Genomic DNA, 12,984 nt, shown 5'->3' with positions numbered 1-12,984 from the left:
CTAGGGCCAGTATCAGGTGTTCATGGACTGGAAGAAGTCGCCGTTGTTCTTGGACTGTCGCAGCTTGTCGAGCAGGAACTCGATCGCGTCCTGTGGACCCATTGGGTTGAGGATGCGGCGCAGGACATAGGTCTTGGCCAGCTGGTCCTTCGGCGTGATGAGGTCTTCCTTGCGGGTGCCCGACTTGAGCACGTCGATGGCCGGGAAGATGCGCTTGTCGGCGACCTTGCGGTCCAGCACGATTTCCGAGTTGCCGGTGCCCTTGAACTCTTCGAAGATCACCTCGTCCATGCGGCTGCCCGTGTCGATCAGGGCCGTGGCGATGATGGTCAGCGACCCGCCCTGCTCCACATTGCGCGCGGCGCCGAAGAAGCGCTTGGGCCGCTGCAAGGCGTTGGCGTCGACGCCGCCGGTCAGCACCTTGCCCGACGAGGGAACCGTGGCGTTGTACGCGCGGCCCAGGCGGGTGATGGAGTCCAGCAGGATCACCACGTCCTTCTTGTGCTCGACCAGGCGCTTGGCCTTTTCGATCACCATCTCGGCCACGGCGACGTGGCGGGTGGCCGGCTCGTCGAAGGTCGAGGCGACGACCTCCCCCTTCACCGTGCGCTGCATGTCGGTGACTTCTTCGGGGCGTTCGTCGATCAACAGGACGATCAGGAAGACTTCGGGGTGGTTGCGCTCGATCGACTTGGCGATGTTCTGCAGCATCATCGTCTTACCGACGCGCGGCGGGGCGACGATCAGGCAGCGTTGCCCCTTGCCCAGGGGCGCGACGATGTCGATGACCCGGCCCGAGCGATCCTTCAGCGTCGGATCCTGGATCTCCATGTTAAGCCGCTCTTCGGGATAGAGCGGCGTCAGGTTGTCGAACAGGACCTTGGTCTTGACCATCTCCGGATCTTCGAAGTTGATCGTATCGACCTTGAGCAGGGCGAAATAGCGCTCGCCCTCACGCGGGCCGCGCACGGCGCCGTGCACCGTGTCGCCCGAACGCAGGCCGAAGCGGCGGATCTGCGACGGCGAGACATAGACGTCGTCCGGACCCGGCAGGTAGTTGGCGTCGGGGCTGCGCAGGAAGCCGAAGCCGTCCGGCAGGATCTCCAGCACGCCCGAGGCGATGATCTCGACCTCTTCGTCGGCCAGGGTCTTGAGGATGGCGAACAGCAGGTCCTGCTTGCGCAGGTTGCCGGCGTTCTCGATGTCCAGGCCCTCGGCGAAGGCGACCAGGTCTTCCGGCGTCTTCTCGTTCAGTTCCTGAAGCGTGATGCGGCCGTTGGGGACGATGGGCTCGCCGTCGTCGTCCTCATCGTCGTCTTCAGCCGTGGTGTCGACGCCGTGGTCGTCGTCGTCAGAGATAGGCTGAACCGGGACTTCGGGCTCGGCCTCCTCGACCGGCGCCGCCGCGCGGCTGCCGCCCAGGCTAAGGGTGCGACGCGGCCGCTCAACCGGCGTTTCCGTTGCATTTTCAGCGACTTCGGTGTCCGGAGTATCAGGCGTGTCGGTCATGATGGCGTGCTCGTTCGCGCGCCCGGACGCGGCGAGGCGGCCAGGAGCAGAAAGGTCGTAATGGCTTCAGCCGCAGGGGCTGGGAGGGAGGGCGACGGGTTCCCGCAGGCTCAAACCGGCAGGCGTCGCAAAAGAGAGGGACCGCGCTGCACGGATCGGCCGCACGGTTCACCGCAGCGGAACCACGAAAGACCCCTGCAGGTCAAGGCCTTCAAGCAGCGAGCGACGCCGTCGCTCGCGTCAAGGCGCTTAGAAACTCCATTCCATCGTCACCGACAACACCATGACGATGGCCAGGACGAACGGAATCTCATTGGTCATGCGCCAGAAACGACCAGAATATTTCGACGCGCCTGCCGCGATCTTCTTGCGCTGACCCGCCAGGAAGCCGTGCCAACCGGCCAGCAGGAAGACGCCGATCAGCTTGGTCATCATCCACGGCTGATGGGCGAAGGACCAGTCAACGCCGTCGCCGCTGCGCAGCCAAAGCAGCCAGCCGCCGAAGATGAAGGCCAGGATCATGGCCGGGTTGATGATGATCCGCAGCAGCCGCGTCTGCCAGGCGCGCAGCAGGGCCTGCATCTCGCTGCGCAAGGGTTCAGGCTTGGCGTTCTGCTCGGCGTCATAGGCGAACAGACGCGGCAGGAAGAGCATTCCGGCCATCCAGGCGATCACCGCCAGGATGTGCAGCCCGCGGGCCAGATTGTAATAGTCCATGTCGATCCCCTCAGGCCGCCCTGGAGCCCTTTGAACAGCCGGACGGGCAGGCTTTCAAGCCGGCGCATGGTCGACCCTGCGAAGCCCCCTGCGGCGCGGTCCCCGGCGTCTCCAGCGCCCGCGCGACCGCATCGGCCAGGGCGGTGATGAAAACCGGGTCGGCGCTGACCGTCGGCGCGCGCAGATAGGGCGCGCAACCGACCTTATGGGCCAGTTCGCCGTATTCCATGTCCAGTTCGACCAGGGTCTCGATGTGTTCGGAGACGAAGGCGATCGGCACCACCAGCGCGCCCACGCCGTCCTTGGCCGCCTGTTCGATGGCGTCAGGCGTGGGGGGGCCCAGCCATTTCAGCGGACCGACCCGGCTCTGATAGCAGATGGCCCAGTCGGTCAGGCCCATGCGCTCCACTACAGCGGCTACGGTCGCCTCGACCTGGGCCTGATAGGGATCGCCCGCTGCGACCAGCTTCTCGGGAATGCCATGGGCCGAGAACAGCACCCGCACCGGCTTGCCTTCCGCCTTGTCCAAGGTCTGCTGGATCAGTCGGACCTGGGCCTCGATCAGGCCTTCGGCGTCGGGGTAGCAGCAGACGACGTGGGTCTCGCCCGGTCCGTCGTAGCACTCGGTCCACTTCTTCAGCGAGGAGGCCGTCGTGGTGGTCGAGAACTGCGGATAGAGGGGCAGAAGGACGATCTGGTCGGGCTGGAAGGCTTTGACCGCCGCCGCCGTCTCTTCGGTCAGCGGATGCCAGTAACGCATGGCGATGAAGACCCGGCTGTCGTCGCCCGGCGAGGCGTCCGCCAGGGCGCGCGACAGGGCCTCCGCCTGCTTCTGCGTCTCGGGCAACAGGGGCGAGCCCCCGCCCATCAGGGCGTAGTTGGCCTGGGCCGAGGTCTCGCGACGGCTGGAGATCAGCTTGGCCAGCGGCGTGCGCACGATCCCCGGCAGACCGATGATCGCCGGGTCGTTGAACAGGTTGAACAGGAAGGGTTTGACCGCTTCGGGGCGGTCGGGACCGCCCAGATTGGTCAGGACGACCGCCACGCGCCGGCCGGGTCGTCCCTCTAGGGTCGCGGCGGTCTGGTTCATTGGGCGCCGATCCGTTTCAGCACTTGCTCGACATGGGCGATGGGCACGTCAGGCAGGATGCCGTGGCCGAGGTTGAAAATCCACGGCCCCTGGCCCCAGGCCTCCATCAGTTGATCGACACGGCGGTCCAGCGCCTCGCCGCCTGCGCGCAGCAGCAGAGGGTCAAGCGCGCCCTGAATGGGTTTGATCTTCTGCACGCGCTGGCCGACGTCCAGCGGACAGGCGGTGTCCAGCGCCACGCCCTGCACGTCGCATTCGCGCGCATAGCGTTCGGCCAGGGCCGCCGAGCCCCTCGGGAAGCCGATCAGGGGCACGGTGACGCCCAGCTCGCGGGCGCGGGCGACCAGCTTCTGATGCGGCTTCAGCACCAGGCTCTCGAACAGATCGTCGGGCAGGCCCTCGGCCCAGCTCTCGAAGATCTTCAGCACCTGGGCGCCGGCGTCCTGCTGCATCTTCAGATAGTGGGCGGTGGCTTCCACCAGGACGTCCAGCAGGCCGTAGACGATCTCGGGCTGGGTGTAGGCGTAGGTGCGGGCCGCCGCGCGCTCGCCCTTGCCCATGGTCCGGTGTTCGCCGTCCAGCATATAGGTCGCCACGGTCCAAGGCGCGCCCGCAAAGCCGATCAGGGCGCGTTCAGGCTCCAGTTCCGCGCGCACCAGGCTGAGCGTCTGGCCCACGGCCTTGAGGGCCTCTCCAGCCTGCTGAGCCTTGTCGGCCATCGACTGCACCGACGGCAGGGCGCCCAGGCGCGGGCCTTCCCCCGCCTCGAACCACACCTTTTGTCCCAGGGCGCCGGGGATCAGCAGGATGTCGGCGAAAACGATGGCGGCGTCGAAGCCGAAACGGCGCATCGGCTGCAAGGTCGCTTCGGCCGCCATCTCCGGGTTCAGGCAGAAGGCGATGAAGTCCGGCGCCTTGGCCCGCAGCTCGCGGTACTCCGGCAAGTAGCGCCCGGCCTGACGCATGAACCACACAGGCGGGCGGGAAAGGGTTTGGCCCTGGAGAGCCTGGATCAGAAGGGGCGTGCTCATGTCTTGGGCTTTAGGATGCACACCCCCAAGCCTCAATACCTATTCAGATTTAAGAATTGAAAGAATTAGAGGTTGGAAGCAGGGCGGGGGAGCGCGGGGATAACCCTGGACCGTCCCGGTCAGACTCCCTTTTGTCCCCGTTTCGCGGCGAAAGAATCCGCGGGATCGCGGGCGGGGGTGTGAGTCATGGGGATAAGCCGTGAAACACCCGCCAGACTCGGGTTTGCCTCTGGGCGCCGTTGTGGGTGAATCCACGGGCGCCGAATTTGGACAGGCGCTCCTGCCCACAGCATGGGATGAAACCTCGGCGCCCAGGCGGACGACTCCGGCGCCGATCGCGGCAACGGCGCCCGCGATCCCCGCTCGCGACCGGAGACAGGGCTTGCTACAGGATTCGGCGCCCGGTCTTTCACGAACGGCGCCCCGGCTTTTCAACAGGGCGCGGGGATGATCCGACCGTGGGACAGAAGGAGACGCCGTCCTCATGAGCCCTGCCCGTCCTCCCGGCGCTTCGCGTCTGGCCACCTATTTCCATGTCCATCTCGTCTCGGATTCGACGGGCGAGACGTTGAACGCCATGGCCAAGGCGGTGATCGCCCGTTTCGACGGCGTCATTCCCATCGAGCACATCTACGCCCTGGTGCGGTCCAACAAGCAGATGGAGCGGGTGCTGGAAGAAGTCGCCGCGGCGCCGGGCGTGGTTCTGCATACGCTGGTGGATCGGGAGCTGCGCGAGCAGCTGGAGGAAGGCTGTCGTCGGCTGCAGATGCCGCAGATTGGGGCGCTGGACCCGCTGGTCGGCGCCCTGTCGCGCTACCTCGGGGCGGATGTTTCGGCGCGGGTGGGCGCCCAGCACGCCCTGGACACCGGCTATTTCAACCGGATGAGCGCGCTGGACTACGCCATCGCGCATGATGACGGACAAGGCACGCTGGAGCAGCTGGAACAGGCCGACGTCGTCCTGTGCGGCGTCAGCCGGACGTCCAAGACGCCGACCTGCATCTATCTGGCCCATCGCGGCATTAAGGCGGCGAACGTGCCGCTGGTGCCGGGCCAGGAAGACGGCGAGCGGTTGACGGCGCTGAAGCACCCGCTGGTGGTCGGCCTCACCGTCTCGCCGGACCGCCTGGTGCAGATCCGCCGCAATCGCCTGGACGGGCTGAACGCCAGCCACGCCTCGGCCTATGTCGACCATGATTCGGTTCGCGAAGAGACCATCAAGGCGCGGCGCGCCTTTGAACGGCGCGGCTGGCCGACCATCGACGTGACCCGGCGTTCGGTCGAGGAGACGGCCGCCGCCATCATCAACCTGTTGAGCGAGCGGCGCAGCCGCAAGCTGGGAGCGCCGATGTGACCGAGGCTCCCCATGAACGGCTGATCCTGGCCTCCAAGAGCGCCGCGCGCCGGGCCATGCTGGAAAACGCCGGCGTGCCCTTCGCCGTGCAGGTGGCCGATGTGGACGAAGACGCCCTGAAGACCCCGGGCGTCGATCCGGCTGAACTGGCGGTTGAACTGGCCCGGGCCAAGGCGCTGGCGGTGTCGCGTCATGACCCGGAGGCCTGGGTGCTCGGCGCCGATCAGACCTTGGCCTTTGACGGCGGGCTGGTCTCCAAGGCCCCGACGCTGGCGGCGGCGCGCGCGCGCCTGTCGGCCATGCGCGGCCGCTCGCACCACCTGCATTCGGGCGCGGCACTGGCGCACAAAGGCCAGATCGTCTGGAGCGGGCTGGACACGGCCGAAATGAAGGTCCGCGCCTTCTCCGACGCCTTTCTTGACGCCTATCTGACGGCGGAAGGCGAAGGCCTGCTGGCCTGCGTCGGGTCCTACCGCCTCGAGGGGATGGGGGCGCAACTTTTTGACGCAGTGCGCGGCGACTATTTCACTGTTCTCGGATTGCCGTTATGGCCCGTCCTCACAGAGTTGAGGCGTTCGGGGGTCATTGGGTCATGAAGATAGAAACGGAACCGGCGGTCCGTCCGGCCCGCATCACGGGGCAGGTCCGGCTGGGCGGGGTCGTCGGCAACCCGATCGGCCACTCGCTGAGCCCGATCCTGCATAACGCCTGGCTTGAGGCGGCGGCGGTCGACGGCTCCTATGTCGCCTTTCAGCCGAAGGACCCCAATGGATTCCGCACCCTGGTCGCCGCCGGGCGGGCGGGTCTGATTCAGGGGCTCAACGTCACGGCGCCGTTCAAGGAACAGGCTTTCGCCCTGGCCGACGACATCGCCCCGGCGGCCAAGGCGACCGGTTCAGCCAACATCCTGGTGTTTGAAGACGGCCGGGTCCGGGCCGACAGCGCCGATGGGGCCGGCGTGCTCTACGCCCTGGCGGAACAGGCGCCGGCCTTTGAGCTGAACGGCGCCCATGTCGTCATGCTGGGCGCAGGCGGCGCCGCTCGCGCGGTTGCGGGCGCCCTGGTTCAGGCCGGGGCGCGGCTGTCGATCCTGAACCGCACGCGCAGCCGCGCCGAAGCTCTGGCCGCCGATCTGGGCGCCGGGGTGGCGGTCGCCGAGGACGAAGGGGTGCTGGCGACGGCCGATCTGGTCATCAACGCCCTGAGCGCGCCGCCGACCATCGACCTCAGCGTCTTAAAGGCCGACGCGGTCGTGATGGACATGACCTATAAGCCGGTGCTCACGCCCTTTTTGGCGGCGGCGCAGGCGCGAGGGCTGATCACGGTCGACGGCCTGGCCATGCTGATCGGTCAGGCCGGACCGTCGTTCGAGGCGATTTTCGGCGTTCCGCCCCCGCCGCTGGATCTGCGCGCCGTGGCTATGGCTCATCTGGACGACGCCGCATGATCGTTCTGGGGCTGACCGGCTCCATCGGCATGGGAAAATCGACGACGGCGAAGATGTTCGCCGACGAAGGCGCGGTGATCTGGGACGCCGACGCCGCCGTTCATCGGCTCTATGGGCCGGGCGGAGCGGCCGTGGCGCCGCTGGCGCAGGCCTTTCCCGGCGTGGTCGTGGATGACGCTGTCGATCGGGTGCGGCTGGCCGAGGCTCTGGGGCGCGACGAGACCGCCTTTCAGAGACTGGAAGCCATCGTCCATCCGTTGGTCGGCACAGACACCGCGCAGGCGCTGACGGCCGCGCAGGCGCAGGGCGCGCGTCTGGCGGTCGTGGACATTCCCCTGTTGTTCGAGACGGGCGGCGACGCCGCCGTCGACGCCGTGGTGGTGGTCACCGCCGAACCCGAGGTGCAGGCCCAGCGCGTTCTGTCCCGACCCGGCATGACGCGCGAGCGGTTCGACGCCATCGCGTCGCGCCAGACGCCGGACGCTGAAAAGCGCGCCCGCGCCGACTTCCTCATCGACACGGGCCGAGGTCTGGAGGCGGCGCGCGACCAGGTGCGCCGGATCGTGGGGACAGTCCTGTCTCCGTCGTGGACGCCGCCGCGCGGCGCTCTTTCGTTTGGGGCCGATCCCCGGCATTAAGGGGCATGGCCCGCGAAATCGTCCTCGACACTGAAACCACCGGCTTCGATCCCAAGACCGGCGACCGGCTGATCGAGGTGGGCTGCATCGAGATCGAAGACCTGCTGCCGACGGGGCGGACTTTTCACCGCTTCATCAACCCCGAACGGCTTATCCCGCCCGACGCCATCAAGGTGCACGGCATCACCGACGACAAGGTCAAGGACGCGCCCAAATTTCATGAGGTCGTCGACGACCTGATGGAGTTCCTGGGCGACGCGCCGCTGATCGCGCACAACGCCAACTTCGACCGCAACTTCATCGACTTCGAGATCGGCCGCATCGGCCGCAAGCCGCCGCCGCAGGACCGTTGGATCGACACCCTGGCCCTGGCCCAGAAGCGGTTTCCGGGCATGGCCAACTCGCTGGACGCCCTGTGTAAGCGCTACAAGATCAGCCTGGTAGAGCGCACCCTGCACGGCGCCCTGATCGACGCCCGCCTGCTGGCCGAAGTGTATCTGGAGCTGCGCGGCGGCAAGGAGCGGGCGCTGGACCTGACCTCGACGCGCGGCGGTCCTGCGGAGACGGCGGTGCGCGCCGCCTACGGCGCCCGGCCGCGCCCCCTGCCCTCCTTCGTCACAGCCGAGGAAGAGGCGGCGCATCTGGCCTTCCTCAAGGCGACGATCAAGGATTTCAGCCTGTGGGCGGGCTACGGCGTGTCGGTCGAGATCGAGACCGAAGAAGCCGCCTGACTGCATGCGCCCCAAGAAAAAGGGGCGCCCTTTCGGTCGCCCCTTCCCCGTAAATCGTCGCTCAAGCAGCAGGACGCCGCGCGTCCTGCGATAGCGATCAATCTTGTCGCTCAAGCAGCGCGGCGCCGCGCGCCTCGCGCTAGCGACCCTTTATCAAGCCTGGCCCGTTTCGGCCGGCGCGCTGGCGATTTGCTGCTGGCGGGCGATGTAGATGGCGGCGAAGTCGATCGGGTCGACCATGAAGGGCGGATAGAAGCCGCCGTCCGCCGTCGCCTGCGCGATGATCTGGCGCGCGAAGGGGAAGAGGTAGCGCGGGCATTCGATCAGCAGCAGGGGCTCGATGTCCTGGGGCTGGACGCCCTGCAGGGCGAACAGGCCGCCGTAGAGCAGTTCCACGTGAAACACCGGCGACTTGTCGTCAGCCGTCGCCTTGATCGACAGCTTCAGGTCCACTTCGAACAGGCCGTCCGGGCGGCCCTGGGCGTTCATTTCGACGCCCATGTCGATGGCGGGCTTGCCGTCGATGCGCAGGCTGTCCGGCGCCTTGGGGTTCTCGAACGACAGGTCGCGGATGTATTGGGCCAGGATGCGGAAGCCCGGGCCTTGCGGCTGGCCGTCCTGCGGCTGGGCTTGGTCGGGCGTCTGGCCGTTGGCGTCGGCGGGCGGCGTGGCGTCGGTCATGGGTATGGAAACCGTCTTGCAGAAATGAGGCGTCCCGCTCGTTCGTCGAGCAGGCGTGAGGGGCGGCGGTAGCATGGCGAGACCCTGTGTCGCAACGTCGAGACCGGCGTTCGCCCCCTGCTTCGCCTTGCGCCCGCCCGGATCGACCCCTAATCACATTGTACGCCCAGCCCTTTCGCTTGGAAGGCGAGCCCGCCGGGCTCCTCCTGACGTGCGACAGGCGGCCTGACTAAAATCGAGGAACCCACCGTGCCGGTGACCTTTCAGATCGTGATCTTCGCCGTTATCGCGGCGGTTCTGCTGTTCCAGCTTTATAATGTGCTGGGCAAGAAGGTCGGCCGTCAGCCGGAGGACAATCCGAAACCGATGGCGGTTCCGGCGGCGCTGGGCGGCGCGGCCGAGGCGCCCCGGGGGCCGGCTGTCGACCCGGCCCTGACGGCGGCGATCGCCGGGCTGAAGGCGCGCGATCCCAACTTCGACCCGCACCGGTTCCTGGAGGGTGCGCGTCAGGCCTATGAGACCATTGTGGGCGCCTACGCCAAGGGCGACCGGGAGGCCCTGCGCCCGCTGCTGACCGACAAGGTCATGGGGTCGTTCGAGGCGGGCATCGCCGCCCGTGAGGCGCGCGGCGATATCGAGAGCGCCGAACTGGTTCACCCTCCGCGCGCCGATCTTGAGCTGGCCACCGCCGAGGGCGATCGCGCCCTGGCCAAGGTGCGCTTCCTGGCCGAGGTGCGCGGCTCGCTGACCCCCTCGGGCGGCGAGACCGTCACGGAAGAACGCCGCACCGCTGAAATCTGGACCTTTGAGCGCCGCCTGGGGGCGTCCGACCCGAACTGGGCCCTGGCCCGCGTCGAGCCGGCCGCCGCCTGATGATCGCCCGGTCCGCGTCCCTCGATCAGACGGGCGCGGCCCGTTCCCCTACGGCTCCGCTTTCGTGGGCGGGCGTTGCGGCCCTGAGCCTGCTGGCGGCGGCCTGCGCCTCTACGCCCCGCCCGATTCCGACCCCCGGCCCCACCCCGCCGGTCGACTGGCCGACCCTGCCGCCGGTCGCGGGCGCGCTTAATCTGGCGGCCCTGCCCGGCTGGGCCGAGGAAGACCATCTGGCGGCCCTGCGCGCCTATGCCGCCGGTTGCGGCCCGTCGCGCATCGCGGTCGAGACCTGCCGCGATGCCCGCGCCCTGGTCGCCCGCGCCAACCCCAGCGACGCCCGCGCCTTCCTGGAAAGCCGTTTCGCGGCGACCGAGGTCCAGACCGACGACGGCGGACGCGGCCTGCTGACGGCCTATTTCGCCCCTGAATATCCGGCTCGCCGCACGCCCGACGCCGAGTTCGACGCGCCGGTGCTCAGCCGTCCGGCCAATCTGTCCAGCGTCGGCGATCGCGCCGCCATCGAGGCCGGCTCGGCCCAGTCGTCGGTCCTGGCCTGGATGAAGGCGGAGGATCTGTTCTTTCTGCAGATCCAGGGCTCGGGCACCCTGACCTTCCCCGACGGCGCCCGTCTGCGCGCCGCCTACGCCGCCGACAACGGGGCGAAGTTCGTCGGCATCGCCCGCCCCATGGCCGACGAGGGCCTGCTGCCGCGCGACGGCACGTCCGGCGAGGCCATACGCGCCTGGCTGGCGGCCCATCGCGGTCCGGAGGCGCGCCGCGTGATGGCGCTGAACCCGCGCTACATCTTCTTCACCACCAAGCCTGATGACGGCGACGAGGCGACGGGCGCGGCGGGCGTGCCCCTTCCCGCGCGGCGCTCGGTGGCGGTGGACCCGTCGCGCTGGACCTATGGAGAGGCGGCCTGGATCGAGGCCGACGGCGGCAATCTGCGCGGCGCCCGCGCCAGCTATCGCGGCCTGGTCATGACGCTGGACACCGGCTCGGCCATTCGCGGCCCGGTGCGTGCGGACCTCTATATCGGTCGGGGCGATGCGGCGGGGCACGAGGCGGGCGCGGTGCGCCACCCCTTGCGCATGTGGCGGCTGATCCCGCGCGGCTAGGAACCTCTCGATATCGCGGCGGGTTGCTAACACAGGCGTGGACGGGTGTCAGGAGAGCGTCATGAGGCAGGCTGCTGCATATGCGATGGATCGTCGATTGTTCATGACGGGCGCCGTCTCGGGAGGCCTGGCGCTCGGCGGCCCAGCACAGGCTCAGACGGCCGCGACGACGATCTTCCACGGCGGCTCCATCCGCACCATCGATGATGCGCGACCGACGGCTGAGGCCTTGGCGATGCGCGGCGCCGCTATTCTGGCGGTCGGCTCGCTGGAGGAGGTGCAGGCCGCGGCAGGGCGCGCCGCGCGCCGGGTCGATCTTGACGGGCGGACCCTGCTGCCGGGTTTCTTCGATCCGCACGGCCATGTCTCGATGGTGGGATTGCAGGCCCGCTACGCTAACCTCCTGCCGGCGCCTGACGGCGAGGGGAACGACATCGCCGCCCTGCAACGGATCACGCGCGATTGGATGAACCGTCATGCGGCCCTGGTCCGTGACACGGGCTTGGTCATCGGCTTCGGCTATGACGATTCTCAGCTGCAGGAGCGGAGGCATCCCACGCGGGACGAACTGGACGCCATCTCCGACGCCGTGCCGGTGCTGTTCCTACACCAGTCGGGGCACCTGGGCGCGGCCAACGGCGCAGCCCTGGCCGCCGCGGGCGTGGGGGCGGACCCGGCCGACCCGCCCGGCGGCGTGTTCCGGCGCAAGAACGGCTCGCGCGAGCCGGACGGCGTGCTGGAGGAGACCGCCCTGTTCGCCGTCATGGGCGCCCTGTTCACCCGACTGGACGCCGAAGCCAACCGTCAGATGATCGTCGAGGGCGCGCGCTACTACGCCCGTTTCGGCTACACCACGGCCCAGGACGGGCGCTCGTCCACAGATACCTGCCGCATGATGGCGGGCCTGGCCGAGGCGGGGGCTCTGCCCATTGACATCCTGTCCTTTCCGGACATCCTGACCTCGACCGACGTCATGGCCACGCCTCTGTACCGGCGAAATTACGAGGGCCGTTTCCGGATCGGCGGGGTCAAGCTGACGCTGGACGGCTCGCCGCAGGCCAAGACGGCCTGGCTGTCCCAGCCCTACTTCGTCCCGCCCGAGGGCGAGCCCGCCTCCTGGCGCGGCTATCCGGCGGTGACGGAGCAACAGGCGCTGGACGCCATCGACCTGGCTTTCGCCAACGACTGGCAGATTGAAGTCCACGCCAACGGCGACGCCGCCATCGACCTGATGATCGCCGCCGTCCGCGAAGCCAGCCGCAAGCATGGCGCGCGCGACCGCCGACCGGTCCTGATCCACGGCCAGACGACCCGGACGGATCAGCTCGACGACCTGAAAGCCCTGGGGATCGTCCCCTCCTTCTTCCCCATGCACACCTTCTACTGGGGCGACTGGCACCGGGATTCCGTGCTGGGGCCGCGGCGGGCCGAGGCCATCTCGCCCTGCGGATCGGCCTGGCGGCGCGGGATGCGCTTCACCAGCCACCACGACGCCCCGGTGGCCAATCCCGACGCCCTGCGCGTGCTGTCGGCCACGGTGACGCGCCGCACCCGCTCGGGCGACATCCTGGGGCCGGACGAGCGCGTGCCGGGCGAGGTCGCCCTGAAGGCCATGACCCTGTGGGCCGCCTGGCAGCATTATGAGGACGACCGCAAGGGTTCGCTGGCGCCGGGCAAGCTGGCGGACATGGTGCTTCTCGATGCAGACCCGGTGACGATCGATCCCGACCGGCTGGCCGGGATCAAGGTCACAGACGTCTATAAAGACGGCCGCCCGGTCGAACTGAGCTAG

The 12,984-nt window shown here is 68.4% G+C and carries 13 protein-coding genes; 8 read left to right on the top strand and 5 right to left on the bottom strand.

Annotated features, from left to right (window positions below):
* Positions 1-12 precede the first annotated feature (12 nt).
* From rho to hemE, 4 genes are all read right to left on the bottom strand, one after another.
* The gene (rho, locus tag ACLBV5_RS08440; protein WP_447605394.1) at positions 13-1,509 is read right to left on the bottom strand and encodes a transcription termination factor Rho; all 1,497 of its coding nucleotides are present in this window, start codon (positions 1,507-1,509) and stop codon (positions 13-15) included.
* Between the two features lie 249 nt (positions 1,510-1,758).
* Positions 1,759-2,226 (bottom strand): CopD family protein, encoded by a 468-nt coding sequence (locus tag ACLBV5_RS08435; protein ID WP_303682595.1) that lies wholly within the window; start codon positions 2,224-2,226, stop codon positions 1,759-1,761.
* A gap of 10 nt (positions 2,227-2,236) precedes the next feature.
* Positions 2,237-3,316: a ferrochelatase gene (gene hemH / locus ACLBV5_RS08430; protein WP_447605393.1), complete on the bottom strand. Its 1,080-nt coding sequence runs from the start codon at positions 3,314-3,316 to the stop codon at positions 2,237-2,239.
* Positions 3,313-4,347 carry a uroporphyrinogen decarboxylase gene (hemE, locus tag ACLBV5_RS08425; protein WP_303682593.1) on the bottom strand — a complete coding sequence of 345 codons (1,035 nt, stop codon included), beginning with the start codon at positions 4,345-4,347 and terminating at the stop codon, positions 3,313-3,315. Before hemE ends, hemH begins: the two co-directional genes overlap by 4 nt.
* Before the next feature lie 484 nt (positions 4,348-4,831).
* Between hemE and ACLBV5_RS08420 the strand changes: the two genes are divergently transcribed.
* The 5 genes from ACLBV5_RS08420 to dnaQ are packed head-to-tail and all read left to right on the top strand — an operon-like array spanning position 4,832 to position 8,517.
* Positions 4,832-5,701 (top strand): pyruvate, water dikinase regulatory protein, encoded by an 870-nt coding sequence (locus ACLBV5_RS08420; protein WP_447605392.1) that lies wholly within the window; start codon positions 4,832-4,834, stop codon positions 5,699-5,701.
* Positions 5,698-6,297 (top strand): Maf family protein, encoded by a 600-nt coding sequence (locus tag ACLBV5_RS08415; RefSeq protein WP_447605391.1) that lies wholly within the window; start codon positions 5,698-5,700, stop codon positions 6,295-6,297. The genes ACLBV5_RS08420 and ACLBV5_RS08415 overlap by 4 nt, the downstream gene beginning before the upstream one ends.
* Positions 6,294-7,148, top strand: a complete 855-nt coding sequence (gene aroE, locus ACLBV5_RS08410; protein ID WP_447605390.1) for a shikimate dehydrogenase — start codon at positions 6,294-6,296, stop codon at positions 7,146-7,148. The genes ACLBV5_RS08415 and aroE overlap by 4 nt, the downstream gene beginning before the upstream one ends.
* Complete coding sequence (gene coaE, locus ACLBV5_RS08405; protein ID WP_447605389.1) at positions 7,145-7,786, top strand: dephospho-CoA kinase; 642 nt, start codon at positions 7,145-7,147, stop codon at positions 7,784-7,786. Before aroE ends, coaE begins: the two co-directional genes overlap by 4 nt.
* Positions 7,787-7,791: 5 nt before the next feature.
* Positions 7,792-8,517: a DNA polymerase III subunit epsilon gene (gene dnaQ, locus ACLBV5_RS08400; RefSeq protein WP_025976420.1), complete on the top strand. Its 726-nt coding sequence runs from the start codon at positions 7,792-7,794 to the stop codon at positions 8,515-8,517.
* 153 nt (positions 8,518-8,670) lie between these two features.
* Here dnaQ and secB read toward each other — a convergent pair whose 3' ends face one another.
* Positions 8,671-9,198 carry a protein-export chaperone SecB gene (gene secB / locus ACLBV5_RS08395; protein WP_447605388.1) on the bottom strand — a complete coding sequence of 176 codons (528 nt, stop codon included), beginning with the start codon at positions 9,196-9,198 and terminating at the stop codon, positions 8,671-8,673.
* Positions 9,199-9,453: 255 nt separating this feature from the next.
* Between secB and timA the strand changes: the two genes are divergently transcribed.
* The 3 genes from timA (at position 9,454) to ACLBV5_RS08380 (ending at position 12,984) form a co-directional block, all read left to right on the top strand.
* Positions 9,454-10,071 carry a TIM44-related membrane protein TimA gene (gene timA, locus ACLBV5_RS08390; protein WP_253121021.1) on the top strand — a complete coding sequence of 206 codons (618 nt, stop codon included), beginning with the start codon at positions 9,454-9,456 and terminating at the stop codon, positions 10,069-10,071.
* A complete protein-coding gene (locus ACLBV5_RS08385) occupies positions 10,071-11,192 on the top strand; it encodes an MltA domain-containing protein (RefSeq protein ID WP_447605387.1) in 1,122 nt (373 codons plus the stop codon). Before timA ends, ACLBV5_RS08385 begins: the two co-directional genes overlap by 1 nt.
* 61 nt (positions 11,193-11,253) lie before the next feature.
* Positions 11,254-12,984 carry an amidohydrolase gene (locus ACLBV5_RS08380; protein WP_447605386.1) on the top strand — a complete coding sequence of 577 codons (1,731 nt, stop codon included), beginning with the start codon at positions 11,254-11,256 and terminating at the stop codon, positions 12,982-12,984.

It is taken from the genome of Brevundimonas sp. M1A4_2e (assembly GCF_053345555.1).
Note: the sequence above shows the minus strand (reverse complement) of the source record. Positions and strands in the feature narration are given on the sequence as shown.

What these genes read in the sequence shown, in the direction of transcription:
- rho (WP_447605394.1), bottom strand. Translation starts at nt 1,509, where the DNA reads ATGACCGACACGCCTGATACTCCGGACACCGAAGTCGCTGAAAATGCA.
- dnaQ (WP_025976420.1), top strand. Translation starts at nt 7,792, where the DNA reads ATGGCCCGCGAAATCGTCCTCGACACTGAAACCACCGGCTTCGATCCC.
- ACLBV5_RS08435 (WP_303682595.1), bottom strand. Translation starts at nt 2,226, where the DNA reads ATGGACTATTACAATCTGGCCCGCGGGCTGCACATCCTGGCGGTGATC.
- ACLBV5_RS08380 (WP_447605386.1), top strand. Translation starts at nt 11,254, where the DNA reads ATGAGGCAGGCTGCTGCATATGCGATGGATCGTCGATTGTTCATGACG.
- hemH (WP_447605393.1), bottom strand. Translation starts at nt 3,316, where the DNA reads ATGAACCAGACCGCCGCGACCCTAGAGGGACGACCCGGCCGGCGCGTG.
- aroE (WP_447605390.1), top strand. Translation starts at nt 6,294, where the DNA reads ATGAAGATAGAAACGGAACCGGCGGTCCGTCCGGCCCGCATCACGGGG.
- hemE (WP_303682593.1), bottom strand. Translation starts at nt 4,347, where the DNA reads ATGAGCACGCCCCTTCTGATCCAGGCTCTCCAGGGCCAAACCCTTTCC.
- ACLBV5_RS08420 (WP_447605392.1), top strand. Translation starts at nt 4,832, where the DNA reads ATGAGCCCTGCCCGTCCTCCCGGCGCTTCGCGTCTGGCCACCTATTTC.
- ACLBV5_RS08385 (WP_447605387.1), top strand. Translation starts at nt 10,071, where the DNA reads ATGATCGCCCGGTCCGCGTCCCTCGATCAGACGGGCGCGGCCCGTTCC.
- coaE (WP_447605389.1), top strand. Translation starts at nt 7,145, where the DNA reads ATGATCGTTCTGGGGCTGACCGGCTCCATCGGCATGGGAAAATCGACG.
- secB (WP_447605388.1), bottom strand. Translation starts at nt 9,198, where the DNA reads ATGACCGACGCCACGCCGCCCGCCGACGCCAACGGCCAGACGCCCGAC.